At 49.4% G+C, this 24,984-nt stretch carries 23 protein-coding genes and 1 pseudogene; 17 read left to right on the plus strand and 7 right to left on the minus strand.

The features are described from left to right. The first annotated feature begins 231 nt into the window (after positions 1 to 231). Genes zorA1 through zorD form a run of 4 tightly spaced genes read left to right on the plus strand, consistent with a single transcriptional unit; the run spans position 232 to position 8,096 of the window. Complete coding sequence (gene zorA1, locus OGV67_RS16190; RefSeq protein ID WP_112026114.1) at positions 232 to 2,421, plus strand: type I Zorya anti-phage system protein ZorA1; 2,190 nt, start codon at positions 232 to 234, stop codon at positions 2,419 to 2,421. 13 nt (positions 2,422 to 2,434) lie between these two features. Beyond that, positions 2,435 to 3,175, plus strand: a complete 741-nt coding sequence (gene zorB1 / locus OGV67_RS16195; protein ID WP_115615178.1) for a type I Zorya anti-phage system protein ZorB1 — start codon at positions 2,435 to 2,437, stop codon at positions 3,173 to 3,175. Beyond that, positions 3,172 to 4,854 carry a type I Zorya anti-phage system protein ZorC gene (zorC, locus tag OGV67_RS16200; RefSeq protein WP_115615177.1) on the plus strand — a complete coding sequence of 561 codons (1,683 nt, stop codon included), beginning with the start codon at positions 3,172 to 3,174 and terminating at the stop codon, positions 4,852 to 4,854. The genes zorB1 and zorC overlap by 4 nt, the downstream gene beginning before the upstream one ends. Continuing rightward, positions 4,854 to 8,096 (plus strand): type I Zorya anti-phage system protein ZorD, encoded by a 3,243-nt coding sequence (zorD, locus tag OGV67_RS16205; protein WP_115615176.1) that lies wholly within the window; start codon positions 4,854 to 4,856, stop codon positions 8,094 to 8,096. Before zorC ends, zorD begins: the two co-directional genes overlap by 1 nt. Positions 8,097 to 8,449: 353 nt before the next feature. On the opposite strand, the gene OGV67_RS22190 is transcribed toward zorD, so the two are convergent. The 4 genes from OGV67_RS22190 to OGV67_RS16225 all read right to left on the minus strand — a co-directional run bounded on the left by OGV67_RS22190 (position 8,450) and on the right by OGV67_RS16225 (position 10,401). Beyond that, positions 8,450 to 8,908 (minus strand): putative zinc ribbon protein, encoded by a 459-nt coding sequence (locus OGV67_RS22190; RefSeq protein ID WP_115615175.1) that lies wholly within the window; start codon positions 8,906 to 8,908, stop codon positions 8,450 to 8,452. Beyond that, positions 8,899 to 9,237 (minus strand): DUF7828 domain-containing protein, encoded by a 339-nt coding sequence (locus tag OGV67_RS16215; protein WP_147294137.1) that lies wholly within the window; start codon positions 9,235 to 9,237, stop codon positions 8,899 to 8,901. The genes OGV67_RS22190 and OGV67_RS16215 overlap by 10 nt, the downstream gene beginning before the upstream one ends. 270 nt (positions 9,238 to 9,507) lie before the next feature. Then, positions 9,508 to 9,714 carry a helix-turn-helix transcriptional regulator gene (locus OGV67_RS16220; RefSeq protein ID WP_103766691.1) on the minus strand — a complete coding sequence of 69 codons (207 nt, stop codon included), beginning with the start codon at positions 9,712 to 9,714 and terminating at the stop codon, positions 9,508 to 9,510. A gap of 72 nt (positions 9,715 to 9,786) precedes the next feature. Further along, complete coding sequence (locus OGV67_RS16225; RefSeq protein WP_115615174.1) at positions 9,787 to 10,401, minus strand: YagK/YfjJ domain-containing protein; 615 nt, start codon at positions 10,399 to 10,401, stop codon at positions 9,787 to 9,789. A 334-nt stretch (positions 10,402 to 10,735) separates the two neighbouring features. Between OGV67_RS16225 and OGV67_RS16230 the strand changes: the two genes are divergently transcribed. The 11 genes and pseudogenes from OGV67_RS16230 (at position 10,736) to OGV67_RS16280 (ending at position 16,972) form a co-directional block, all read left to right on the plus strand. Next, the gene (locus OGV67_RS16230) at positions 10,736 to 11,440 is read left to right on the plus strand and encodes a hypothetical protein (RefSeq protein ID WP_167809831.1); all 705 of its coding nucleotides are present in this window, start codon (positions 10,736 to 10,738) and stop codon (positions 11,438 to 11,440) included. Positions 11,441 to 11,537: 97 nt separating this feature from the next. Further along, positions 11,538 to 12,425, plus strand: a complete 888-nt coding sequence (locus OGV67_RS16235; RefSeq protein ID WP_103777302.1) for a GTPase family protein — start codon at positions 11,538 to 11,540, stop codon at positions 12,423 to 12,425. A gap of 180 nt (positions 12,426 to 12,605) precedes the next feature. Next, on the plus strand, positions 12,606 to 12,758 hold the full coding sequence (locus OGV67_RS16240) for a hypothetical protein (RefSeq protein WP_181899697.1): 153 nt from the start codon (positions 12,606 to 12,608) through the stop codon (positions 12,756 to 12,758). A gap of 134 nt (positions 12,759 to 12,892) precedes the next feature. Further along, positions 12,893 to 13,348, plus strand: coding sequence for a YfjT/YkfB family phage-associated protein (locus OGV67_RS16245; protein ID WP_103777301.1), 456 nt, complete (start codon positions 12,893 to 12,895; stop codon positions 13,346 to 13,348). A 63-nt stretch (positions 13,349 to 13,411) separates the two neighbouring features. Next, positions 13,412 to 13,963 (plus strand): DUF4234 domain-containing protein, encoded by a 552-nt coding sequence (locus OGV67_RS16250; protein WP_103777300.1) that lies wholly within the window; start codon positions 13,412 to 13,414, stop codon positions 13,961 to 13,963. A 116-nt stretch (positions 13,964 to 14,079) separates the two neighbouring features. Continuing rightward, positions 14,080 to 14,898 (plus strand): DUF932 domain-containing protein, encoded by an 819-nt coding sequence (locus OGV67_RS16255; RefSeq protein WP_115615173.1) that lies wholly within the window; start codon positions 14,080 to 14,082, stop codon positions 14,896 to 14,898. A 138-nt stretch (positions 14,899 to 15,036) separates the two neighbouring features. Next, positions 15,037 to 15,501, plus strand: a complete 465-nt coding sequence (locus OGV67_RS16260; RefSeq protein WP_115615172.1) for an antirestriction protein — start codon at positions 15,037 to 15,039, stop codon at positions 15,499 to 15,501. An 11-nt stretch (positions 15,502 to 15,512) separates the two neighbouring features. Then, positions 15,513 to 15,992, plus strand: a complete 480-nt coding sequence (gene radC / locus OGV67_RS16265) for a RadC family protein (protein ID WP_115615171.1) — start codon at positions 15,513 to 15,515, stop codon at positions 15,990 to 15,992. Positions 15,993 to 16,012: 20 nt separating this feature from the next. Continuing rightward, complete coding sequence (locus tag OGV67_RS16270; protein ID WP_115615170.1) at positions 16,013 to 16,234, plus strand: DUF987 domain-containing protein; 222 nt, start codon at positions 16,013 to 16,015, stop codon at positions 16,232 to 16,234. A gap of 22 nt (positions 16,235 to 16,256) precedes the next feature. Then, positions 16,257 to 16,610: a type IV toxin-antitoxin system YeeU family antitoxin gene (locus OGV67_RS16275; protein ID WP_115615169.1), complete on the plus strand. Its 354-nt coding sequence runs from the start codon at positions 16,257 to 16,259 to the stop codon at positions 16,608 to 16,610. A 48-nt stretch (positions 16,611 to 16,658) separates the two neighbouring features. After that, positions 16,659 to 16,972, plus strand: a pseudogene (locus OGV67_RS16280) (TA system toxin CbtA family protein). A gap of 98 nt (positions 16,973 to 17,070) precedes the next feature. On the opposite strand, the gene OGV67_RS16285 reads toward OGV67_RS16280, so the two are convergent. After that, positions 17,071 to 18,204: a hypothetical protein gene (locus tag OGV67_RS16285; RefSeq protein WP_115615168.1), complete on the minus strand. Its 1,134-nt coding sequence runs from the start codon at positions 18,202 to 18,204 to the stop codon at positions 17,071 to 17,073. 1,139 nt (positions 18,205 to 19,343) lie between these two features. On the opposite strand from OGV67_RS16285, the gene OGV67_RS16295 reads away from it, so the two are divergent. After that, positions 19,344 to 20,714: a tyrosine phenol-lyase gene (locus OGV67_RS16295; RefSeq protein ID WP_049010418.1), complete on the plus strand. Its 1,371-nt coding sequence runs from the start codon at positions 19,344 to 19,346 to the stop codon at positions 20,712 to 20,714. Positions 20,715 to 20,820: 106 nt separating this feature from the next. Beyond that, the gene (locus OGV67_RS16300) at positions 20,821 to 22,083 is read left to right on the plus strand and encodes an aromatic amino acid transporter (protein WP_012134247.1); all 1,263 of its coding nucleotides are present in this window, start codon (positions 20,821 to 20,823) and stop codon (positions 22,081 to 22,083) included. A gap of 407 nt (positions 22,084 to 22,490) precedes the next feature. On the opposite strand, the gene trpS is transcribed toward OGV67_RS16300, so the two are convergent. Together trpS and OGV67_RS16310 are read right to left on the minus strand one after the other, a co-directional pair. After that, complete coding sequence (trpS, locus tag OGV67_RS16305; protein ID WP_049010413.1) at positions 22,491 to 23,498, minus strand: tryptophan--tRNA ligase; 1,008 nt, start codon at positions 23,496 to 23,498, stop codon at positions 22,491 to 22,493. A gap of 254 nt (positions 23,499 to 23,752) precedes the next feature. Beyond that, positions 23,753 to 24,943, minus strand: a complete 1,191-nt coding sequence (locus OGV67_RS16310; protein ID WP_115615167.1) for an MFS transporter — start codon at positions 24,941 to 24,943, stop codon at positions 23,753 to 23,755. Positions 24,944 to 24,984 lie beyond the last annotated feature (41 nt).

The following is a 24,984-nucleotide window of genomic DNA, read 5'->3' on the forward strand; positions in this document are numbered from 1 at the left end:
ACTAACGACACAGAACGAAGACGGTTGCTTTTGAAGGATAAAAAAGAAGAAACTAGTTCACCGTCTCGCTTGTTTATTCTACTTTTATCATTAACCGCCCGAGTGGCTTCAGCCATTCAGGAGAAGCGATGCGGTGACAACCATTGCAGCGTATAAATTTTGATTAAAGGTAATCAGAATGTTGTCGATGGTAATTCCGAGTACAGATTAATATATTAAACGGGTAAAACAATGTCCTGGCTTAATTCCCTCTTAGTGGCGCTTACGTCTGTGGAACCCCATTGGGTTCCTTTCACCGTTATCGGCCTCGTTACCTTTGCCTTTGTCTGCTTTATTTTCTTTTATTTGCTGAGATCCATCAGAATTATTTATGGACTAAAAAAATACACGCGATCAATTACCAGCATTGAAAAAAGTGCGCCAGAGGTCCAGCTTGAGCACCTTAAGAGCCTGTTTCAGCGGCCTGAACTCAGGCATGCGTGGAATGAGTTCGAAGAATCGTTGCACTCACAATATGAACTGGAGGATGGCGAAGAGAAAATCGTCCGTATTCGGGCTACTGCACCGAGCGCTAGCTTTTTCTCGGAGCAACAACTGGTCGATATTCCGCTGAACACCGAATTTTTCAAACACCTGCCCGGTATTCTGACCGGTATGGGGATTATCGGCACCTTCTACGGTCTGATGATTGGTCTCAACCACTTCGACCCCAGCACACCGGAGCAGGTCTCCAGCAGCGTCAATAATCTGCTGCGCGATGTGCTGTACGCCTTTCTGGGTTCTGCATTTGCTATTTTCGCCTCCATTCTGGTCACCTGGCTTGAAAAATTATCCATCGCTAAGTGCTACAAATATCTGGAAAAATTCACCGCATCTCTCGACTCGCTTTATGACAGCGGCGTTGGCGAGGAGTACCTTGCCTCACTGGTGAAATCAAGTAATGAAAGCGCAACCCAGGCACGCCATCTGAAAGAGAGTCTGGTCACTGATTTACGCGATATGTTGCTGCATCTGGCCGAGAGCCAGAAAGTCGAAAATGAACGCCTTGCTAATACGTTAAGCGCAACTTACCGCGAGTCAGGTTCACAGTTTGCCGACCAGGTCAGCGGCGCGATTGAAAACAGCCTGAAGTCGCCATTGGATAAAATTGCCGGTGCGGTTCAGACCGCCAGCGGTGATCAAAGCGGCATGGTACAAAACATGCTGCAGGATGTGCTGACCGCGTTTATGGCGAAACTCGACACCACCTTTGGTCAGCAGTTTACAAACCTCAACGAAATGATGGGACAAACCGTTGGCGCCATTCAAACAATGCAAACCGGTTTCGCCACGTTATTACAAGATATGCGTCAGGTGAGCGATGATACCCGCCAGGGCAGCGCGCAGCTCATCGAGCAACTGTTATCAGAGATGAAATCTGGCCAGCAAGCTATGCAGGCTGGCATGAATGACATGCTCACTAGCCTTCAGGCCTCGGTGGCTAAAATTGGCGCAGAAGGTGAAGGTGCCGGAGAGCGAATGGCTCGCCAACTGGAAAAAATGTTCGCTGATAGCGAGGCGCGAGAAAAAGCCCAAGCAGAACATATGACCGCCTTTATTGAAGCCATTCAGAATTCAGTGCAGCAGGGACAAAGCGCCACAATGGAAAAAATGGCAGCCTCTGTCGAGTTGCTTGGTGAACAACTGGGTAGCCTGTTTGGGCAGATTGATAAGGGCCAGCAACAGATTTCAGCGACTCAGCAAGCGAATCAGCAGTCCCTTCACGAACAGACACAGCGTGTGATGAGTGAGGTAGACGATCAGATTAAACAGCTGATCGACACTGTTGCCAGCCAGCATCAGGGAACGACAGAAACACTTCGCTTGCTCGCAGAACAAACCAACCGACAGATTCAGGATATGCAAAACGGCGCGGACAAAATGCGTATGGCTGCCGAACGCTTTGAGCATGCAGGTGATCGGGTGTCAGAAGCAAACCACCTTACCGCTGACGTGCTGAATAAAGCGCAATCGGCAGGTTCATCACTCTCCCTTGCCACCAGCGAACTCACTTCCGTTGTGGCTGATTATCGTAACAATCGGGAAGCTGTTAGCAAATCCATTGCAATGCTGGAGCTGCTCGCCGCAAATACGCAGTCTGAACAAACCACGCGCAACCAATTCATCGCCGACCTCAAGCAGCACGGTGAACGTCTGCAGAGCTATAACCGGGAAGCACAGGCCTTTATGGAAAATGTCAGTGACGTGCTCGGGAAAGGGTTTGAAGACTTCTCCGAAGGTGTTTCACGCAGCCTGGATAAAACGCTGGGCAAACTGGATGTCGAAATGGCGAAAGCCTCTACTCTGCTCGCGGGTTCTGTCGAACAGATCGGAGAAAGCGTCAGCGAGCTTGATGATGTCCTGTCACGCGTTCGTGCCTAAGGGGTGACGGCTGATGTTTGGAAATGCATTTGGCGTTAAAAAACGCCGCAGCGATGAAGCGGAGAAACCATTCTGGATCTCCTATGCCGATTTGATGACTGCCATGATGGTGTTATTTCTGGTCGTTATGGTTGCGTCGCTGAGTTCCGTTACACAGCGTATTCAACGTGCGGAGCAAGGTGAAAAAACACGGGGGCAGGATATTTCCAGATTGTGTGAGCGCCTGGAACTGAATGCCCGCAATGTGAACAAAACCATCGTGGTGGATTGCCACGATAACCGTATCAGCTTTGGCGAAGCCGGGCGTTTCGATCACAACCAATTTTTCCTGAACGCTGAAGGGCAAAAAGCATTGCAGGATGTTGTTCCTCTTGTGCTGGAAGCGTCCAACAGTGAAGAAGGTAAAAAGTGGTTTAAGCAAATTGTCATTGAAGGGTTTACCGACACCGACGGTTCGTACTTATACAACCTACATCTCTCCCTGCAACGTTCTGAATGGGTAATGTGTAGTCTGCTCGATAGCCGCAGCCCTCTGCAAAAAAATATCTCTGCAGAACAGCAGCTCCAAATCCGTAAACTTTTCCTCGCGGGTGGCGTCTCCTTCAATAATGCCAAGGAAAGTAAGGAGGCCAGCCGCCGCGTCGAATTACGTATGCAGTTCTTCGGACTTAAAGATAAACGTGATGGGGCCGATGAAGTGGATTTCCCCCCCGTCGTCAATAAAGAAGTTTGCCAGTTGGTGATGCCGCAATGACGCCCGCCCTGAACTCTCTTTCTCAACGCATTGCAGCGAGGCTCTCTTCCAGCCAGCGGGATGACCATTATCTGCATAATGATTTCCACGCGCTGGCCTCCGCTGCTCTCGACATGGAAAAGCGGTTTGATAAGGCAGAAAAAATCCCTTTACCGCCACAAAAAATGCGGCTGGCAGCTCTGCGTCGCCTTCGCCTTGCACAAGAACTCTCGGAGCGAGAGTGGCGGATGGTGTTTTATGGCCTTGTCGATAATGATCCGTCATCTCCTGACCAGCCAATCCTACTGGAGGATGATGCGTTTTTCCCTGAAGTAGACAATGCCATCAAAAAGCGACTTGAAACTAATGCGTTGAAACGCAAGGACTGGGCCGCACTCTGTTCTAGCTATTTTGCTTACCAGAACCCATCACCTGAGACAAACCCACACTGGTGCGTACTGCGTGGGCATATTTCTCAGGGTTACTTGGTGGTGAAAGCGGCTATACGACGTGAAAAACCGTGGATGAAAACCATTGAGTTTTATCACGACATTTTTACCCCGCAAGCGGGAGGCGTGATCTCTAGACAATTACTTGCAGGCGAGAGTAATTCACTCTCGTCGCTAGAAAAAATCGCGCAAATACCTAATAGCAGCTGGTTGTGGAAACGCATTTTCACAGTGCTTTTAGCGCAACTGGACACACTCGACGATCCCCAGTTTCTGGACAAAATTAGCTGGTTGTTAGGTCTGGCTGCGCAGTGGGAGCATTTCCGTGATGACATCATGACTGCGACCTTGACTCGCTATTACCATTCTGGCTATCGCGATCAGGCACATTCAGCTCTGAAGCTGGCCGCGCTGGAATACTGGGATAACCCGCAACTGAAAAGCCAGCAGAATAAATGGCATCAGTATGCCTCCGAGCCGGTTGCTGCGATGGTCCGGGGATGGCTGGCAAAACAAGATCTGATGCATTTCTTTGAATTGCTGCGCGGTAATGGCGATGTTGATCAGGCACGATTGCACTACTGGCTGCGTTTCGCCAACCAGATGGGATTTACTCGTATTGTCATGGGGACTGATGCCTGGCAAGACCGTGGTAGCGACTTTGTGAAATTCCGCGAAGAGAATAAGGGGCGATTGAGCTATTTACGAGGCGGACGTAGCTTTGATAACGCCATGATTATGCAGATCAACGATTATCTGTTCGTTGAGTTTTCCGGGACAGGCAATGCGATGTATGCCTATCGAATAGGTCACGCGCCATTTAACCCTGAATCACGCACGCTTGATATCAACATTCATCTAAAAGATCAGGGGCGCTGCGCGCTCAGGCTACCCCATGCACCTCGTGCTGAGGGGTATAACAAAGTCCGGATAACCGGCTGGATGTTGAAATACGACGATGAGCTACGCAAGTTGGGCATTCGGTGGATGGCAGAAGAACCCGTCAGGTTTGTCGATAAGAAAGTGACCTCCCCCGCATCTCTGTCTGCCATCAAAATCATCAACCCGTTGCGTGATATGGCTATACAGCACTTGGTTGAAGGTAGTTCATGTATCGTCAGCGATAATCGACAAAAAGGTGGCGTGCTGTCCGTACAGCTCAATACACCTGACGACACCATAGAAAGAGAGTTGTTACGACTAGGCTTTGCGCCCGTGGCTAAAGAACCGCATCGTTACTGGATCAAATAATGCTGAAACGTCTGTTAAGTAAACTGACGGGAAACCGTCAGCAGATAGAATACCACCTAAAGAATCAGTACCAGGTTGAGGAAAACGGACTTAGCTTTCCGCTATCGCTGGTTGATGATGCGCAGCTTTGGGCACTGGTATCCTGGCTTGAACAACTGGCTGAAGAAGACTATCTGATATCACTTACAGACCGGTGGTTGTTGAGTTGGGACGCACTATATCGCCTGCTGGAGGATGAGGAACATGCCAGCAGCCTGCCTCTTATCGGTGTACCTGACGTACTGCCTTTACGCGCAAGCCTGAGTTCACGTGGCGCATTAAGTGACCATGATTTTCGCGTCTGGATTGCTGAATGGGCTACGCTTTCAGCCCGCAAGCCGATCCGTTTCAGTCGTACCGGTGCCATTTTAACCCATGAAAATCAGCAATACCTGTTATCGCGTGAAAACTGGGCACTCTTACAGGCAACAGAACAACTCAGTACACAACAAAATCAGACTCCTGGTGAAACCACTAACCAGTTGGGATGGGCCGCTATCCGCAAATGTGCGAAGCAAGCAGCCGCAAAATTTGATGATTATTTAGAAAAAACGCATGTCGTCAAACCAACTTCATTGTCATTACGTTTGCGTAAAGCAACGGTTGCTGATACTGCTGTTATCGAAATTGAGCCCCATTTCGAGGACCAGCCTGCTAACTGGCTAGGCAGTTTTGACAAAAACTCGCAGGTTCACGATAGCTATCGTATTCCCGGCGAGAATGGCGAACTCAGCCATGTCATTATCCCTCCCGAAGTGAAAGAGGTCTTAAACTCAATACACTCTATCCCAGGCCGTCGAGTGGCCGGAAGTGAAGCGCTTTCCTTTGTTCGCAATCCCTATACATTTTTGGGCGAAGATGCCGCCAGTGTTATTGCCCCTGAAGAACATGAACAGGCACTGTTTGATGCCAGGATTTTCTTTCATCATTTCAGGTTGATACCTCAACTGAATGCGGAAAATAAGATCGCAGAAGTTACGCTGGTACTTGAGCCTGTTTCACCTGTTCCCCAGCCAGAAATCACTTTTGGGTTCTCAGCCCCCTGGGAGCTGGATAAATTCATACAGCAACTCGGTATTAGCGTCGCTGCACAGATGCCTGCCGGTTCATGGCAAGGTTACGAGCTGGAATTAAGTCAGTTCACTGAACAGCAGTGGCACGATTGCCAGGCACTTCTAACTCGCTGGCAGCAAGAAATAGAAGGAAAAGAATTTAGCGATGTGCTGGATATCGCGAAGTATGGCGATCGAGTGATTGGCATTGGTGAATTTGAAAAAATCTCTTCTCCCTGGCTGACCAAAGCGCAGAGTGAAAACTGGCTTCCTGACGACATCGATTTCTCCGCGTTTTCAGTCGAAACACTGTCTGGCTGGCAACCTGAAAATCTTCACCATTTCGATGAACTGCAGGAGAGAATTACTCAGGCAGAAGCTGTAGGTGAAACGCATATCACCGCACCATGGAATGACAACCAATTACCGTTGGATGCTGCTAAAACCTTCAGTAAGAACTGGGAAAAACAGCAAAGCACTGCAAATCAATCTCAAGGCAACGTTGCAGATAAAACGGCCCGAGCCGTACTCAAAATTGAGCAGAATATTGAAGAGGCGGCCTACATCAAACAGCGCCGCAATTCACTCCTCAATGCTCGTCATGCCGAGCCTGAAATTCCTCTGAGCCTTAAAGAGCATATCCGACTCAAAGACCATCAACGTGAAGGTGTGGCTTGGCTCCAGCAACTCTTCCTTCGTTCACCTGAGGAAACTGCAGGTTGCCTGCTGGCGGATGATATGGGGCTGGGAAAAACGCTGCAAATTCTGAGCTTCCTGGTATGGTTCATTGAAAAATTCCCGCAAGAACCGCCAAGTCTCATTGTTGCTCCTGTCTCTCTTTTAGATAACTGGGAACGTGAACTGGACAATTTCTTCTATACCGCAGGAATACCGGTATTGAAATTGTATGGCGAGACCATTAAAGCGGTGAAATATCCCAAACAGGCTATCCCTGCCCATCTGCAATCTCAGGGGATCAAAAACCTGCTTAAACCTGGCTGGCAAGGTGAGGCGAAAATCATCCTGACGACCTACGAAACGCTTCGCGACCAGGAGTTTTCTTTGGCACGCCAGCCGTGGTCCATTATGGTGTGCGACGAGGCACAAAAAATAAAAAACCCAGCTGCGTTAATCACACATGCGGCCAACGCGGTACAAGCTAGGTTTAAAGTGGCATGCACAGGAACGCCAGTCGAAAACACACTTGTCGACCTGTGGAGCTTATTTGATTTTGCCCAGCCAGGATTATTAGGGGCTCTAAATGAATTTGGTAAACACTATGTTCGCCCCATCGAGAACGAAGATGGCCGCGATCCGGAACGGCTGGAAAGCCTGCGGGCGCTGATAGAGCCTCAGACTTTACGCCGAACCAAAGAAGAGGTTGCGCGTGATTTACCTCAGAAAATTGAAGTGGAAAGCTGTAAGCAATTGACGTTGTCTTGCGTGCAAAAACAACTCTACCTTTCGTCTGTTGCAAATTGGCAACAACAGCAAGCACTGAGTGAAGGGATGCAGCAGTCCGGAACCGGTATGTTAGGTTTGTTACACCGACTGAAACTCATCTGTGCACACCCTGCAGTAGTTAATCCAGAGCCACGTTTTCGTGATAACTCACCCAAGCTTAACTGGCTGCTGAAAATACTCGCAGAAATAAAACATATCTCGAAAGATAAGGTCATTATTTTTACGGAGCTTCGAGATTTACAGCGCGAGCTTCAACATGCGATCCACCAAAAGTTTGGTTTCCGCCCTGTCATTATCAATGGTGATACCAGTACTAAAAGTCAAAGCCAAAACAGCCGCCAGCGCCTGATTGATGATTTTCAGGCGCAGCCTGGGTTTGGGGTGATTATTCTCTCTACGGTTGCTGTCGGGTTCGGCGTTAACGTCCAGAAAGCCAATCATGTTATTCATTTCACTCGTTGCTGGAATCCAGCCAAAGAAGATCAGGCAACGGACCGGGCGTACCGAATTGGGCAAACTAAAGACGTGTATGTCTATTATCCGACGGTAAGGGACACTGAAATCACTACTTTTGAAGAAACTCTGGATGACCTTCTGCAGCGTCGACGTGCATTGGCCAGGGATATGCTGTGTGCAACTCCTGATTTGAGTGGTGCTGATTTTGAGGCAATATTGAAAGGTGCTTAGTTGTTTAATTTGCCACTAGAGTTTTCAACTAATTGATAAATATTATTTTATCACTAGTGGCAATAGGTTGGTGCCAATAGCGGCTATCCAAGAATATGGCGCTTACAATCTGCGTATTCCTGCTGATACAGAGCGCTCTCTGTAGCAACAGCGGCTCACCCGCTTCCTGTCCATCTCTGTTCGTGGCCGATGAATCAGTTGCCAGTCAGTGCCACTCTGTGTAACAACCACCGGGATATGGCAAGAACCACAGAGTAGTGGTCTTGCATGCAGGAAAGTGAGTTCATCGATAGCTACCCATTCACCATCAGAGGTAATCACATACTCCGCTGGTCTGAATCGTATCGTCATGGTCAGTTGCCTCCCTGATCTTCGGGGGAGGGTTGCGCAGGCTTGTCAACAGGACAAATATAACTCTCCCGCCATGCGGTCTCCTCAATGCTGTAGATACCTGTGTTGCAGGCCGCGCAGTGTTTCTCACCCGCATAGTGACGCCCGCACCAGACGCAGTACCAGGCCCCGACTGGGGCAGACGCATCCAGAGGAAAGAATGTGAATATAAACCTTGTGTGCCAGTCTCCCGGCAATGTGGCAAAGTCGTCCCGATACTTGCACTGCCTCAGTACATCATTCCCCACTGACCGTTGGTCGTGTTCAAACCAGGCGCGAATGCCAGGGTCATCAGAATGCAGTACCAAACGACATCCGCAGGACGGGCATGTCCAGCTTTCTTCAGGCTGGCTGGCCGCTCTTCTGCTGCCTGTTTGCTCACCTCTGGTATTCAGAGCCCAATAGCATGGCATCAGGAGCATATGACCTCCTCATCTCCGTAAGCGTGATATTCACTGGTGCATTGATCTGCATGACTGACCACCGGCTTCGCATTGGGTACGTAACGACGTAGCTTGCGTATCAACTGAATTTCATCAGCCGCAGGGTGAACGTAAGGGCAACCTTGCGTGCCTCGCTCAGTGAGTGCAGCATCGGTATGCGCAAACCACGGGCGCTCAGCGTCAACGTGCAGCACCAGAATACTGCCGCAGTGTTGGCAGGTGTATTGTTCGTCAGGAGAGCGTAGTGCGGTTCTGGCACCGGTCAGGCGACTAGCGTTATTGAGGGCAAGAAATGATTTTGGGTACATAGTAATAGTCCTCTCCGCCATATGACACACAGGCATAGACCGTCCCGGTATGGGCACCGTCATGCTGGGTATCAGGCGGGGTATAGATTTAAGTGTATGAGTGGGGGGGCTGAGGGGGATGACTCAGTTAGCTGCGGCGGCTATAACTTTGACCATACTGTAGCAGAACGGACACATGCGCTCCCCGCAGTATTGTCGATGGCACTGCAGACAAATCCAGCGTACCGGTGCTTGCCATGTCCTGCGGTTATGTTTCTTCGTCGTGCGTGTTCAGCCCCGTGACTCTGCAATGCGTTGCTGTAACCAGGCTTCCACTTCGCTTTGTAGCCAGCGGGAGCTTCGTCCGAGTTTGATAGGCTTAGGGAATATCCCATCCTGAATAAGCTTGTAGAACCATTTGTCGGTTAAGCCGGTAAGCTGAGTGATAAAGGCCATATCGACTAACTTATCGCTGAGAATACTGGTTGGGGTGGTCATCGTTTTTCTCCGTCAGAGGTAAGGGAGAAGACGTTCGTGTGATGAGATACCGAACGTTCTTCAAACAATGACTCACTGCCGTAATTTTTGAACGGGAGCCTGGCTGGCGTTTCGCCGTCTGCCAGCGGCTGGTGCAGCAGGAATCTCACTCAACTGGTAAATAACCCCCCGGTTTTTCTGGGCCTGTTTACTGAGGTAGCTCAGAATGTACTGCATTCCCTTGCGCCCCCTGGTATCGTCATGGGCCGTCACCCGTTCACCCCTCACGCGATAATGCTCCTCGGGTTCGCAGCGATATGCATGCCCCTCATCCCGGGTTACATACTTCCAGGTATTCCTTAGCGCTTCAAAGACCGTCCACGCCTGACGATGCTTCTGGCCATTCAGGTAAAACGCAGCGTGAATGTGATAACTATGCTGTTCGGTATGCTCCAGAACCCATGCGTAACCCACCAGCCCTTTGATGTCCTGGCTTTGCTGTAGCAGCAGCGTCATGTCCGCTACTGCGGCGTGAATGTCTCCCTCACGATGTGAGTCACTATTCAGTCGGTAGGAGAAGTCCACCCGTAACATCAGCAGCTTTGAGTAACGCTCAAATAACTGGTTCTGGTGATGATGCAATTTACGTTGCAGGGGACGGTGCTGAATATGATTAAAGTTGATGTCGGTAATGTCGTGATAAGCCATGTCTGAATCTCCATGTGGGTGATATCGTCATGGGAATAGATACTGGCGTTAGTTTTGAAACGAGGATGGGGATCGTGAAGCAGTTGAGATTGTTTTCTGGGGGAGAGATGGAAGGGGGGACGTTATGAAAGTGCTTCTCTATAAAATATCATTTTATTCCTTAATCCAACGTTTGCCGTTCTGGTGTGATCCCCCATCCAGACGCTACAGACATCGTTGTTTCAGGGCTCAATGCAGGCATAACCGTCCTGCGGTTAAGTCACTTAATATGTGGGTTTTTCACACAGCCGATGCCATTGCCTAAGGCATTGACTCATAATGATTTAGCTATAACATGTATGTCAATTTACATAACTTGTATGTTTTCAAAATGAACAGTTACTACTCCTCTCGCCAGGCGAAAAACATTGAAAAATCCTTTAAGGAATTATTCCGGAATCTCTCTGCCGGAGGCGCGGTCAGAGCCCTGAAATTCTCGTTTGTGATCACCCAATCCAACAGGGGGAGCACGTATTCAGAAGACAGCGCCAGAGAGCATGCCAGGAAGACTCATCTGGCACTTAAGCATTTTCTGAATCACATGCGGGTGCTTAAATACGGGAAGTGCGTCGCTGGATATTCATGGCTGATATGTAACGAAAAACGGGTAAATCGCCCCTACATTTACGCACTGTTTTACATTCCTGGGGATGCCAGTGCCAGCGATATCGCGAAATGTTTGAGTGAGTTATGGGTCCGTTCGGTTGCAAAGGCGGCTCGTGAGGGAGGCTGGAGTGATTATCCGGTAGTCATTAATTACAATACCGAGCTGGGCAATATTCAGTACTGCAGGGGAAAGCATCCCCGTCTGGCCTGTTGTGAAAAGGTACAGGAAGGCTCATTCATCAATGAGGATTTATGTGGCGGAATATCTGCCTTTCGGTACAACACCGATAATCCCGACGAGTTTCTTCTCTATCTGGGGACACTCCAGCGCAGAGTGAGGTCGATCCCCGGAGTCAGAGCATGGGGAGGTTCAGCGCTGAAACGTAAACATTAAAAAAATCTCAGATATATATTATCTCATTGAGTAACAGCGCATATCGTTCATCAGGCCATCCTCTGGGATGGCCTGTTTCATTTCTGAGGAGTGTTCAATGAAACAGCCTTCCGGATATCAGATTATCCGTCGCCATTTACGTCGCTATCCCCGGGTATTACGTCACACCCTGATGAAAGAACTGAGTCAGTTAATTACTTACGAACCCGTCATTGGCATTATGGGTAAAACAGGTGTCGGTAAGAGCAGCCTCTGCAACGCCCTGTTCCGCAGTGAAATCTGTGCCGTTAATGCCGTGGAAGCCTGTACCCGTGAACCACAGCGCGTACGTCTGCGATTTGGGCAACATTATCTCACGCTGGTGGACCTGCCTGGTGTGGGCGAGAGTCAGAGCCGGGATAAAGAATACCGCGAGCTCTATCAGGAACAACTCCCGAAACTGGATATGGTGCTGTGGGTGCTAAAAGCGGATGACCGGGCCTTCTCTGTGGAAGAGCAATTTTATCAGGCAATCCTGGCGCAGTGCGGCAGCACCATGCCGTCGGTGCTCTGGATACTCAATCAGGTGGATAAAGTGGAGCCTTCCGAACGATGGAACTGGCACTCAGCCACGCCATCGTCCACTCAGCTTGAGAATATCAAACGTAAACAGCAGGCTGTTGCCAGCCAGTTGGGTATACAGAATGACGTAATTATTCCTGTATCCGTAAAAGGGCGCTATCACCTGGCTCGTATCGTGGAGCAAATGATAAACCGCCTCCCAAAGCAGGCACGCAGCCCGCTGCTGCCCCATCTGCATCAGTCATATCACTCCGCGCCCGTCCGGGAAACCGCCCACAGCGGCTTTAGTGACGCCGTCGTCGATACACTTGACCGCGTTATTGACAATGCACCACTGCCACTGATTGCCCGTAAGACTCTGCAGGCAGTTACGCATACCGTCGCTCATATTGCCCGCAGCGTGTGGTCCTTCTTCTTCGATTAGTTTTTCACGTCCAACGATAAATATTTTTGTTTATTCATGATCGATTTCGTCGATCGTTCCGATCGGTTTTATTCATTATCCCTTCATTCAATCGGGTTATAAACTTGAGCTGAAATGCTGCTATCTGATTGAAATAAAACAGATATGGATACACACATCCAAACATTATAAGGAGATGACATGCCACTGGTTTTGTTATGGATTTTTCTGGCCGTCGTGCTGGGCTTTCTGGCTAAGGGGGCCGGAAGGTCGTTCTGGGGATGGTTTATTCTCGCGATGATTATCGACCCGATTCTTGCCGGGTTGCCCTTCTTTCTCATCGTCAGAGACTGAGGGGCTCTATGGCATTCCCACACCGACTGGCACGGAAAATCTTCCGCTGCTTCATCATCAACGTTCTGCTCACGATATTCATCGTGTTCGCCATGATTTTCCTCGTCGATACCTTTGGCGTGTAAGGAGTTTATATGAAAAAAATTATCGTACTTTCCGCATTACTGATGTCATCAGCCGCTTTCGGCTTCGGCAGTACTGAGAAGTGGACTTCAGGCTGGGGACAAGGGGTATCAGAATTTATCGTTCTGGGTAAGGGGCAGTCCTCGCTTTATCTGTCCTGTGAGGATACCGCTTCCCGCGCTGCCACCGTGATATTCACCGATATTCATGGCAATCAGGTTAGCAGCGATACGGAAAAACGGCTGGAAGTGAAAATCGACAATAACGAAAAAGTGGAGATGGGAGACAGTGAATCACATGTTGGTTCAGACAATTTTGGCTTTGGCTGGAACCAACTGCGTAAAGGCAAAAAAGTGATTGTTTCAGGGGATGGTGTGAAGGCTGCTGTCTTTACGTTGCAGGGTGCCTCTGGAGTCATTCCTGAATTCGGGACGGATGGCTGCATTTCTGGATTTGCTGCTCCATAAGCCCCGCATTATCAACAAATTTATCCTCCTGAATAAATCCCCCGAATAATAAGGAAATCAATTATGACCGACATCACCACGCTCGGAGCTCGTCTTAACACGAAAACGCTGAATTTTGTCTTACTGTCCTTCGTCACCTTCGGTATCTATCCACTGATGTGGCTCTACCGTAAACAAAGCATCATTATCGACACCACGAAAGTCTCGTTTTCCTCTGACCTTTACGTGCTGTGGATAGCCATCTGCTACGGTATTTCGCGCCAACTCAGTTTGATGGGCACAACCGACCCGGGAATGTATGGTTATGACTCGACTATGGACGCTATTGCCATGCTCGGCGGCGTATTGTCCATTGCCAGCGGTGTGATGTACATCATTTGGGCCTTTAAAGCACGCTCGGCTCTTCAGAGCTACGTACTGAACACCTTTAAGTTCGAACTGAAGATGAATGTGTTCTATGTCATTATCTTCAATGTCTTTTATATCACCTGGTGCATTAATGCGATGCCGGAGGCTTTTGCTAAACACAAAATTATCCAGGGTGGCTTAACCGCTGCGCCTGCTGAAGCCACTTTACCGGCGGAGAATAACCCAACCAATACAGAGTCGAAGTAACCGCGCGGTAACTTTCGCTGTCATTAAAGAATCCTGCGATTCCCTGATACACCCCTCTGAAGCCCTGCTCATACGAGCAGGGCTTTTTCGTTTATGTCATCCATAAAGGTAATCCCATGAAATTAGCCAGCCGCTTTGGTCGCGTTAATCTGATCCGCCGCGACCGCCCCTTAACCCATGATGAACTGATGCAGCATACCCCCAGCGTGTTCGGTGAAGAGAAGCATGCTTCCCGCAGTGAGCGGTATGCTTATATCCCCACCATCACACTGCTGGAGAGTCTGCAGCGTGAAGGTTTTCAGCCGTTCTTTGCCTGCCAGACTCGCGTCCGTGACCCGAGTCGCCGGGAGCACACCAAACACATGCTGCGCTTACGCCGTGCAGGGCAAATTACTGGTCAGCAGGTCCCGGAAATTATTCTGCTCAACTCGCATGACGGCTCCAGCAGTTATCAGATGCTGCCGGGGCTGTTCCGCAGCGTCTGCTGTAACGGCCTGGTCTGCGGGACGTCATTGGGTGAAGTGCGGGTGCCCCATAAAGGAGATGTGGTGGAGAAAGTCATTGAAGGTGCTTATGAAGTGCTCGGGGTATTTGACCGGGTGGAGGAGAAGCGAGATGCCATGCAGTCTCTGTTGCTGCCCCCTCCGGCGCAGCAGGCGCTGGCGAAAGCAGCCCTGACGTACCGTTTTGGTGAAGAGCATCAGCCCGTCACCGAATCTCAGGTGCTGAGTGCCCGCCGCTGGCAGGATGAACAGAATGACCTGTGGAGTGTCTTCAACCGCCTGCAGGAAAATCTGAGTAAAGGAGGTCTGTCCGGTCATTCAGCACAGGGGAAACGTAGTCGGACGAGAGCAGTAAACGGTATCGACGGCGACATCAAGCTTAACCGCGCATTATGGGTAATGGCAGAAGAACTACAGCAGGTGATGAGCTGAAGTGGACTACATTTGGTCTTCTGCCTGGATGAGGTAACCTGCCAATAATCCATCTTTCTGTCCCCCCTAAGCCTGCCTCTCAACCGTAAGGCCCTGTTCAACGGGCCCTCAATGATTATCTTTCATAAGGAATATCCCATGAATAACACCACCAGTCTGCACACGCCCGTCAGTACTGACAATACGGTTCCCATTACCGCTACTTTGCTGCCTGATGCACAGCGACTTCATTTCTGGCCGCAGCACTTTGGCGGTATCCCGCAGTGGATACTGCTGGAGCCCCGTATCTTCGGCTGGATGGACCGGCTTTGTGAAAATTACAGCGGCGGCATCTGGCGTTTTTACACACTCAGCAATGGTGGGGCTTTTATGGCCCCCGAGCCGGATGATGAGAACGATGAACAGTGGACACTGTTCAATACCATGAATGGCAACCGCGGCGCAATGAGCTCCATGGCGGCCGGTATCGCGGCCTGTCTGCTGGAATACAGCTATCATGCCTGCCGAACGGAATGTGATGCCATGACGGCCCACTATTACCGGTTGCGTGGCTACGCACTAAGCCACCCCGAATGCAGCGCCATCATGCACCTCATCGACTGAAGGGGATGACCATGAAACAGCAACTACAGCTGTTTGCCTGTGAATTACCTGCCTCTGCACAGCGAACCATCCTGGAAGCGCTGACTCTACTGGAGCAACAGTTACGTGAACCCGGCGCGGTCTTTACTTCCAGTCACACCGTCCGCGACTGGCTACGACTGCAGCTTGCCCCAATGGATCGCGAGGCATTCACAGTCCTGTGGCTGGACAATCAGCACCGGCTTATTGCCGATGACATGCTGTTCCTCGGAACCATCAACAGCATAAGTGTGCATCCACGCGAAGTGGTGAAGGCAGGTCTGAAACATAACGCTGCAGCGGCCTTACTCGCACATAATCACCCCTCTGGGCATTCAGAACCCAGCGATGCTGACAGACGAATCACAGAACGTCTTAAACAGGCATTAGATCTGGTAGATATACGGCTGCTGGACCACCTTGTGGTTGGCGGAATGGATATCGTCTCATTTGCCGAACGGGGCTGGCTGTAATTTCAGAAGAAAGCAACAGCATGAAAATTATCAGTAAACGTCAGGCGATGACGATATACCGCCAGCATCCGCAGTCGCGGTTGTTTCGCTTCTGTACCGGAAAATATTACTGGTCTGGCAGCGTCTGCCACTACTACGGACGAGAGGTGCAGGATGTCAGTGGCGTACTGGCCGTCTTTGCCGAACGCCGTCAGGACCGCAACGGCCCGTATGTCATTCTTCGCAGCATCACTCTCAACTAACCACCAGCACAGGAACATCAACATGAAAAAAGATACCGGCAATAAAGTCACGGATACGCTGCAATGGGGGCTGAAATGCGCCATCACGCCGCATTTCAGCGCGCGTCTTGTGCAGGAAGGAAACCGTCTGCATTATCTGTCTGACCGGACCAGTATCACCGGCCAGTTCAGCGAGGCAGATTTACGTCATCTGGACCAGGCTTTTCCGCTGTTGTTAAAGCAATTGGAGTTGATGCTGACCAGCGGTGAACTTAATCCCCGTCACCAGCATGCCGTGACCCTGTATGCGAAAGGGCTGACATGCGAAGCCGACACGTTGGGCAGTTGTGGTTATGTTTACCTCGCGATTTACCCGACATCCAAAACAACCACGTAAACCCCGTACCACCTTTCTTTTAAACGCCCTTACAAAGAGAGAAACCTTATGCAAACTCTTTCTGCGTCCCCCGCGCGGACGGCATCGTCACGCCCGTCCCCTGTGACCACCAGGCAAACACTGCTGTCACATCTGTTGACTCAACACTATGGTTTGGCTCTGAACGATACTCCGTTATTTAGGATCACATTGATGCCTGTATCACTTTAATTGACGATGTTAATTTTCTGGTGGAAGAGTACGAGCTGGTTCGTATCAACTACAGGGAATTTAGCTGTCAGGAACAATCACCCTATCTTCGGGCTGCCGATATTTTGCAGGCGCGACAGGCTATTGGTAGTCCAAGAAAAAAATCTGATTAATCTACTGTATAGGATTTACTATTCTCACTAATAGCAGGCAGAGTAATCTGCCTGCTATTAGTGTATGCATTAGGTTTGAGAGTTTACAAAACACGGGTTCAAAAGTTTAAAACACTTTTATCCACTGCAATACATTGCTGGGCTGATTTTTTTATTTCTTCTCTTGCTTTTTTTTCTATTTCTTCAGACAGTATGTCGAAGATTATGCTTTCACGAAATTTTTGGGTCGTTTCTTTAGGACAGACAAGATAAACTCCGCCATATGAAAAAAAGATAACTCCTGATACTAAGTTAAATTTTTTATCCTCTGAGAGCTGATACACCCATCCTCTGCTATGAAGCATTTCAGAAGGAATTTCATCCGTTTTGATAGAAATTGTAACTGGTTCCATGATCGTCATCCCAGTCATCCGAAATGCCATGTTGACAATCAGTAACGGAATGACGTGCATGAAGGTTGATGACAGTAGCAATAAAGTGAAAACAAAACCTGTAGTATTTCTCAGAGGTTTAAACCATCCGCTAGAAAAATCTTGTCGTAAAAAAAAGATGCATGGAAATATATTGACTATTATTACTAATGTACCATACACCAGGAGTAACGAGGTTTGCTGGTAGTCGTCCATTCCATTTTCGATGTGTAAGAATTTGCTCAATAATGTCATTGGGAAGACTACTAGCCAGCAAATGATTCCCAGTAGAAAGGGTTTCATTGAATAATCTAATAATAGGATTTTTAACTTTTTTATTGTTTTTAATGGCTTCAGATGAGTGTGTATGCATTTTCTCTGAAGAGTTAATACAATAAAAGTACTAATAATACCAGTCAATAACATCAAGGTTATGAATATGAATTCTCCTGAGGCTATGTCAAACAAAGATATTAAAGCGATAAAAGTTATGCATAGAAAAGAGTTTCCAGCATAAACACGTGCTAGAAGTATTTTCTTTCGCTTTGACTTGGCATTATTTTGATTGCTATGTATAACGAGGCACCCTAACAAACAAGGTAGAAACAGTACGCCACAGAACAATATAATGCTACTTAAAAATATAATCCCAGAGAAGGAGAATAGCTCGTTAAAAGTGACAGCTTGAAGGAATATATCTAGACGGCCAATCCACGTTAGGTAAAACCAGATAAAAATGGCAGTGAGCGCCATCAGAACGATGCTGAGTCCTGCCCCAATGCGGAGTATTCCACCATAGCTTTTGATTGTTGAGTCTGACATTCTTATCCCTTAGAGTCCCTTGAATGAGGAGTTCAGATATACAATAATATACGGAGAGGAAAAGCATTTTTACAAGTCATTAACAAAGAAGTTCAACTCCAACAAGCTTCCTTTGTCTGAGGTGGTACAACCGCGTTAGGTTGCAGTGCTTCGCGTGATTTTGTAGATTCATTACTGTCTGATTTTGAAGTAAAAAGCAGTTGAGTATACAACTGAGTATACATCAACCATGAACAGATTATTAATCACTTAAAATTCAGTTGATTAATGTTGAAATTCGAGTCCGGCCTTCGCACTTATCCCCTTAACACCTCTCTCATGTACCATTCTACAAGCCCTTACGGCACGTCAATCAGCTTGTCGGCAGAACACAGAACAGCCTGTCGACAATCCTGCCTCCATTCATCATCTTCGACATCTGTACGTGCATAGTCTCGTCTGGTCCAATCGTTCCTTTATCAAAGCTTTTATGATGGGTCACATTGTTTGCGTATCTGTTGGATAGCGAATCCCACCTCGTCAGCAGAGAGTAATGTTCTTCATCAAAACCACTGGCAACTGTTGTGTTCGACGGTCTCTTTTTATTCTCAAACTACGTGAACTTTGCTGCTTATCTACTCTCCCCAAATCCATACCAAAAATGTGAACCTCATCCCTGAAGCAAATCGTAATCTCTGAAATCGATCTGTATCGTAAACTTTACTTTACACTTTTGGTGATGTTGGTCACAAAATTAAGCGCGGAGGGTGATCGCAATCTCACAATAGCCTGGTATACAAAATCGACAATGTGAGCGGAAAAGAGGCTGGAAAGTTAAGTTTTCACTGCTTTCTCTCTTTTACCGCGTCTGGAGGGAAACTGCAATTCAAAAGATAAAAAATAACTTGTTGAAATTGAGTCAGTAAAAAAATGCTATGTGATTTAAATCACGCGTATTTACAGATTTTATGATTTACGCCAATGGCGAATATTGACGGAGCTATTTTCTTCATGAATTAAATCTTGTATAGTGCCCTCACATTATTTCTCCCCCTGAATCAGGAGGCGGATAGTTATATTCCATCAATCTTTATTGATGGACCAGGTATGCTTTACTTCACATTAATACGAACATGACCACTGTTAACTGGAGAAACAAAATGAATTATCCGGCAGAACCCTTCCGTATTAAAAGCGTTGAAACTGTATCTATGATCTCGCGTGATGAGCGCATCCAAAAAATGCAGGAAGCGGGCTACAATACCTTCCTGTTGAACTCGAAAGATATCTATATCGACCTGCTGACGGACAGTGGTACGAACGCCATGAGTGATAAGCAGTGGGCCGGGATGATGATTGGTGATGAGGCCTACGCAGGCAGTGAAAACTTTTATCATCTGGAAAGAACGGTTCAGGAGCTGTTTGGCTTTAAACATATTGTTCCTACGCACCAGGGGCGCGGGGCGGAAAACCTGTTATCGCAGCTGGCGATTAAACCGGGGCAATATGTTGCAGGGAATATGTATTTCACCACCACGCGTTATCATCAGGAAAAAAATGGCGCCACCTTTGTGGATATCGTCCGTGATGAGGCGCATGACGCCGGTCTGAATATCGCCTTTAAAGGCGATATCGATCTTAAAAAGCTGCAAAAACTGATTGACGAAAAGGGCGCCGAAAATATTGCCTATATCTGCCTGGCGGTGACGGTGAACCTTGCGGGCGGTCAGCCGGTCTCGATGGCGAATATGCGTGCCGTCAGGGAGTTGACGCAGGCGCATGGCATTAAAGTCTTCTACGATGCAACCCGCTGCGTAGAGAACGCCTATTTCATCAAAGAGCAGGAAAAAGGCTTTGAGAACAAGAGCATCAAAGAGATCGTCCATGAGATGTTCAGCTACGCCGATGGGTGTACCATGAGCGGGAAAAAAGACTGCCTGGTGAATATCGGCGGGTTCCTGTGCATGAACGATGATGAGATGTTCTCGGCGGCTAAAGAGCTGGTGGTGGTATATGAAGGGATGCCATCCTACGGCGGTCTGGCCGGGCGCGACATGGAAGCAATGGCCATTGGTCTGCGTGAATCCATGCAGTTTGAGTACATCGAGCACCGCGTGAAGCAGGTTCGTTATCTGGGCGATAAGCTGAAGGCGGCAGGTGTGCCGATTGTTGAACCGGTAGGCGGCCATGCGGTATTCCTCGATGCACGTCGCTTCTGCGAACACCTGACCCAGGACCAGTTCCCGGCGCAGAGTCTGGCGGCAAGCATCTATATGGAAACGGGCGTGCGCAGCATGGAGCGTGGCATCATCTCCGCAGGGCGTAATAAAGAGACGGGCGATCACCACCGGCCAAAACTGGAAACGGTACGCCTGACTATTCCACGCCGCGTTTATACTTATGCGCATATGGATGTGGTGGCCGATGGCATTATTAAACTCTATAAGCATAAAGAGGATATTCGCGGGCTGAAGTTTATTTATGAGCCTAAGCAGTTGCGCTTCTTTACTGCACGTTTTGATTATATTTAATGGTATTGATAGCCCCATTTTTTAATGGGGCTTTTGGTTTTTTATTATCCGAAGATGTACAAATGACAGCCGTAATTATAATTAATAGTCAACAGGAACATTTATCATGGATATTAATGCCATTGAACGACAGAGTTCCCCCGGACTTATTAGCGGGACGATGCTTGTCATCGCAACGGTAGTCGGCGGGGGAATGTTCTCCCTGCCTATTGCGATGGCGGGAGTCTGGTTTCCCGGCGCCTCTGTTATTCTGATCGTTATTGCCATCATGATGTTATTAACCGGCCTGATGCTGGTGGAAGTGAACCTTCACTATGGTGCCGGAGCCAGTTTTAATACCTTTACTCAGGATCTATTAGGGCGAAAGTGGAATATCGTGGTTGGCATCGCCTTTGGTTTTGTACTCTATATTTTAACCTATGCGTATATCTCCGGGTCATCGGCGGTGATGGCGCAGACGGTGTTTAAATATAGCGGTTTTCGTTTCCCGGCAAATATCTCCGTTATTGTCGTCAGTATGCTGGTTGGCGTAATCGCCTGGTACAGCTCGCTGCTGGTCGGGCGGATCACCACCATTCTGATCGTCGGTAAGTTTGTGGCGTTCTTTGCCACGTTCTCCGGGCTAATCGGCCATATTGAGGTGGCGAAACTGGTCGATAGCGTCGCCATCGCACTGCCGAATACGCAATATCTGCCCTATATTCTGATGACGCTGCCGTTCTGCATTATCTCCTTTGGTTTTCACGGCAATGTGCCGAGTCTGGTGAAACTGTATGGCACCCACGGCGTATCCCATATTACGCGTTCCATCGTGATTGGCACCCTGTTTGCCGTGCTGCTCTATATCTTCTGGCTGGCGGTGACGATGGGCAATATCAGCCGCGCCGAGTTTTCGCCGATCATTGCCAAAGGCGGCAATATTGATGTGTTTGTGGAAGCCATCAGTGGGCTGTTTACCAGTCGCTATATGGATTTAATCCTGACCTTTTTCGGTAACTTTGCCGTTGCCAGTTCGCTGCTGGCCGCTACGCTGGGTCTGTTTGATTATATTGCCGATCTGTTCCACTTCCCGGATAACGGCATCGGCAGACTGAAAACCGCGCTGGTGACCTATTTCCCGCCCGCTGCCGTCTGTTTCTTTTTCCCGAATGGTTTTGTCCACGCGATTGGCTATGCGGGACTGGCGTTTACCATCTGGAGCGTGATCCTGCCGCCATTTCTGGTGAAAGCGTCCCGTAAGCGTTTTGCCACGGCGCGTTATACCGCCCCCTGTAACAATACGGTGCTGAATCTGGTGATTGTCGGCGGAGGGATTGTGTATCTGACGGTGGTGCTGGATGTGTTTGGTTTACTGCCGACGTTCCGTTAGCGGGAGGCGCTATGTTTCTGACATTACTCAGGTTACAGCATCCGCTGGTTTATCGTTACGCCTGGCTGAGGGTGTGGGTGGTGGTGTTAAGAAAATGCGGACTGCGCAAGAATAAAACTCATAAAAGCAATCAGGCCTGTCGCTGACAGGCCTGCCTGGATTTACACCCGGAAGTAGCGTGGTGGAATCAACGTTGAGAATGCGTCGATCTTCTTCACCATCTTTTTCCAGAACAACATAACAACAATCCTCTGTTTAAAATGCAGGCGCTATTTTAGTCAGCGCAGGCATTGCGTAAAAGATCGCCGCATCGTTCTTATCGTGTGCGCGGTGTAAAGCTTTTTGTTCACTCTGCAAAATGTGGAGGAGTAACACGATCGGCAACCCTGACGCCGGGTTGACAAGCGTTAAAATAGTACGGGCAATCCCAGCCCGCGTTTCACTTCCCGTAGCGTTGTCTGTGTGACCTCATGCGCCCGTTCACTGCCTTGTTGCAGTATCTGCATCAGCATGCCTTTATCCTGAATATAGGTTGCCCGCCGCTCGCGCATTGGGGCAATCAACTCCTGCAAACAGGCTTCCAGTTCGTTTTTACAGGTGCGATCGCCAAGCCCGCCCTGCTGATAATGCGCTTTCATCGCCGCGACTTTCGTTTTGTCCGGGTGAAAGGCATCCAGCCAGGTGAATACGACATTTCCTTCGATCTGACCCGGATCGCTGACGTTAAGGTGGTGAGGATCGGTGTACATGGCGCTAACCGCTTTGTGGATCGTCTCTTCACTGGCGGAGAGTTGCAGGGTATTGCCGAGAGATTTTGACATTTTAGCGCCGCCATCGATGCCGGGCAGGCGGCCGGTGTCGCTCAGAATCGCCTGACAGTGGCGTAGCAGCGGGGCAGGCAGCAGGCTGTTCATCTTGTGTACGATTTCGTTAGTCTGCTCGATCATCGGCAACTGATCGTCTCCTACGGGCACATATTCCGCTTTAAACGCGGTGATATCCGCCGCCTGGCTGATGGGGTAGACCATAAATCCGACCGGTAACGAGCGGGTAAAGCCTTTCTGCGCAATTTCATTTTTCACCGTCGGATTACGCTCTACGCGGGCGACAGTGACGACATTCATATACAGCATGGTCAGTTCCGCCAGTGCAGGTAAGGCGGATTGCAGGCAGAGCGTGGTGAGTTCAGGGTCGATACCGGCGGCCAGATAATCCGCCAGCACTTCCGGGATGTTGTCGCGGATCTTTTGCGGGTTCGTACCGTTATCGGTCAGCCCTTGCAGGTCGGCAATCAGCACAAATTGTTGATGGGTATGCTGCAAAGCAACGCGCTGGCGCAGTGAGCCAACGTAGTGCCCGAGGTGCAGGGCGCCCGTAGGGCGATCGCCGGTCAGAATGGTGGGTTTTGTGTTCATCAAAGACTCCTTTACGTGAAAAAAACCGAAAGACGTCTCTGGAACGCAATAGCCGCCTTTCGGCGGCTATTAATACGGGGATAAAACAGAACCGTGCCGCCTTTAGTCAGGCAGCCACCAGCGGTTATGGCGTTGGGGAATCGCAGTCTGTTTGTTCATAAAAATGACCGTATCACGGTTAAGCGCAGGGGTAAACCTGCTATGTCAGGGTTGTTAATGGGCAACCTGTTCACTCTGCTTGCCATCAGCGCTCTTCAGCATTCTCTTTTTTGCGTAAACTGCCGCTGCTTAACAAGTTGAATCATGCTGATGACGGCGCCGAAAAATAAGGCCGCAGCGCCGCAAAGCGTTGCGCTGGCGATCGCCTCCGTGCCGCTGCCTAACAGGCTGGTTAACAGTGGGCCGACGATCTGACCGATGCCGTAGGTGAGCGTGACAAGACCCAACAGATTGATATTCCCCGGCACGCTCAGTTGCCGCGCCAGCGGCATCACCAGCGAGGTTGTCCCCATGAACGTCGCGCCAAAACCAATGCTGCTGATAATAAGAAGCGGCAGTGCGTCGCTGGCGAGCGTGAGTATGACGCAGACCCCCTGAATCAGCAGATTCGCCGTCAGGCATTGTAATACGCCCCAGCGCTTTGCCGCCCACAGCCAGCCAAAACAACCGGGAACGATCGCCAGTCCCACCAGTGACCAGAGATGGGCGGTGAGTAGCGGCGAGCCCGCGTTTTTCGCCATCAGCGGCAGATAGGTGGCGACGATGATGTAGCCAAATCCGGCGAAGCCATACAGCAGCGCCAGTTGCCACCAGCGCATCAGCGGATGATGCGTCGGCGCCGGAGGAGCGGGCGGCAACGCGTGGGCGCGGGCAGGGATGAGGAGCGCCAGGAGCAGCAGTAACACGGCGGAGATAACGGCAGCGCCTGACCACAGCATATGGGAAGAAAGCGCATAGCGTAAACCGGCGATAACATACTCGTTGCCCAGCAAGATACCGGCGCCAACGCCGGAGAAAAGCGACGCAATCACAAACGGGTGACGGGTATGTTGCAGGACGATCATCGAGCCAAAAATCATCATTCCGGCGCTGGCGACCCCGGCCAGAAAACGGATCAGCATCACGATGGCAGGTTGCGTAAATATCGCCATCGCAAGGATTAATCCCCCGGTTGCTATTGCCGACGTCAACAGCATTGGCCGTAAGCGAGAAGGGAGGTGAAAGGCGCCGAAGGAGAACAACAGGCTGCCCGCCAGATACCCCGCGTAGTTGGCGCTGGCAATCCAGGAAAGCGCCGCGAAGGTAAACTGACCTTCAGACAGCAGGACCGGTAGCATAGGGGTATACAGAAAACGTCCGATCCCCATTCCCAGCGTCAGTACCATTAAGCCGAAGAGTGCCGTACTGATGGCATGACGGTTTGAATCGGCATTGCCCTGAACCATACTTGCTCTCACTTAGCGCGTTAATTTGTGTTTGTTATATT

This window comes from Citrobacter sp. CK188 (genome assembly GCF_030333525.1).
Taxonomy (GTDB): domain Bacteria; phylum Pseudomonadota; class Gammaproteobacteria; order Enterobacterales; family Enterobacteriaceae; genus Citrobacter_B; species Citrobacter_B koseri.

What these genes read in the sequence shown, in the direction of transcription:
- zorA1 (WP_112026114.1), top strand. Translation starts at nt 232, where the DNA reads ATGTCCTGGCTTAATTCCCTCTTAGTGGCGCTTACGTCTGTGGAACCC.
- zorB1 (WP_115615178.1), top strand. Translation starts at nt 2,435, where the DNA reads ATGTTTGGAAATGCATTTGGCGTTAAAAAACGCCGCAGCGATGAAGCG.
- zorC (WP_115615177.1), top strand. Translation starts at nt 3,172, where the DNA reads ATGACGCCCGCCCTGAACTCTCTTTCTCAACGCATTGCAGCGAGGCTC.
- zorD (WP_115615176.1), top strand. Translation starts at nt 4,854, where the DNA reads ATGCTGAAACGTCTGTTAAGTAAACTGACGGGAAACCGTCAGCAGATA.
- OGV67_RS22190 (WP_115615175.1), bottom strand. Translation starts at nt 8,908, where the DNA reads ATGCTCCTGATGCCATGCTATTGGGCTCTGAATACCAGAGGTGAGCAA.
- OGV67_RS16215 (WP_147294137.1), bottom strand. Translation starts at nt 9,237, where the DNA reads ATGTACCCAAAATCATTTCTTGCCCTCAATAACGCTAGTCGCCTGACC.
- OGV67_RS16220 (WP_103766691.1), bottom strand. Translation starts at nt 9,714, where the DNA reads ATGACCACCCCAACCAGTATTCTCAGCGATAAGTTAGTCGATATGGCC.
- OGV67_RS16225 (WP_115615174.1), bottom strand. Translation starts at nt 10,401, where the DNA reads ATGGCTTATCACGACATTACCGACATCAACTTTAATCATATTCAGCAC.
- OGV67_RS16230 (WP_167809831.1), top strand. Translation starts at nt 10,736, where the DNA reads ATGTATGTCAATTTACATAACTTGTATGTTTTCAAAATGAACAGTTAC.
- OGV67_RS16235 (WP_103777302.1), top strand. Translation starts at nt 11,538, where the DNA reads ATGAAACAGCCTTCCGGATATCAGATTATCCGTCGCCATTTACGTCGC.
- OGV67_RS16240 (WP_181899697.1), top strand. Translation starts at nt 12,606, where the DNA reads ATGCCACTGGTTTTGTTATGGATTTTTCTGGCCGTCGTGCTGGGCTTT.
- OGV67_RS16245 (WP_103777301.1), top strand. Translation starts at nt 12,893, where the DNA reads ATGAAAAAAATTATCGTACTTTCCGCATTACTGATGTCATCAGCCGCT.
- OGV67_RS16250 (WP_103777300.1), top strand. Translation starts at nt 13,412, where the DNA reads ATGACCGACATCACCACGCTCGGAGCTCGTCTTAACACGAAAACGCTG.
- OGV67_RS16255 (WP_115615173.1), top strand. Translation starts at nt 14,080, where the DNA reads ATGAAATTAGCCAGCCGCTTTGGTCGCGTTAATCTGATCCGCCGCGAC.
- OGV67_RS16260 (WP_115615172.1), top strand. Translation starts at nt 15,037, where the DNA reads ATGAATAACACCACCAGTCTGCACACGCCCGTCAGTACTGACAATACG.
- radC (WP_115615171.1), top strand. Translation starts at nt 15,513, where the DNA reads ATGAAACAGCAACTACAGCTGTTTGCCTGTGAATTACCTGCCTCTGCA.
- OGV67_RS16270 (WP_115615170.1), top strand. Translation starts at nt 16,013, where the DNA reads ATGAAAATTATCAGTAAACGTCAGGCGATGACGATATACCGCCAGCAT.
- OGV67_RS16275 (WP_115615169.1), top strand. Translation starts at nt 16,257, where the DNA reads ATGAAAAAAGATACCGGCAATAAAGTCACGGATACGCTGCAATGGGGG.
- OGV67_RS16285 (WP_115615168.1), bottom strand. Translation starts at nt 18,204, where the DNA reads ATGTCAGACTCAACAATCAAAAGCTATGGTGGAATACTCCGCATTGGG.
- OGV67_RS16295 (WP_049010418.1), top strand. Translation starts at nt 19,344, where the DNA reads ATGAATTATCCGGCAGAACCCTTCCGTATTAAAAGCGTTGAAACTGTA.
- OGV67_RS16300 (WP_012134247.1), top strand. Translation starts at nt 20,821, where the DNA reads ATGGATATTAATGCCATTGAACGACAGAGTTCCCCCGGACTTATTAGC.
- trpS (WP_049010413.1), bottom strand. Translation starts at nt 23,498, where the DNA reads ATGAACACAAAACCCACCATTCTGACCGGCGATCGCCCTACGGGCGCC.
- OGV67_RS16310 (WP_115615167.1), bottom strand. Translation starts at nt 24,943, where the DNA reads ATGGTTCAGGGCAATGCCGATTCAAACCGTCATGCCATCAGTACGGCA.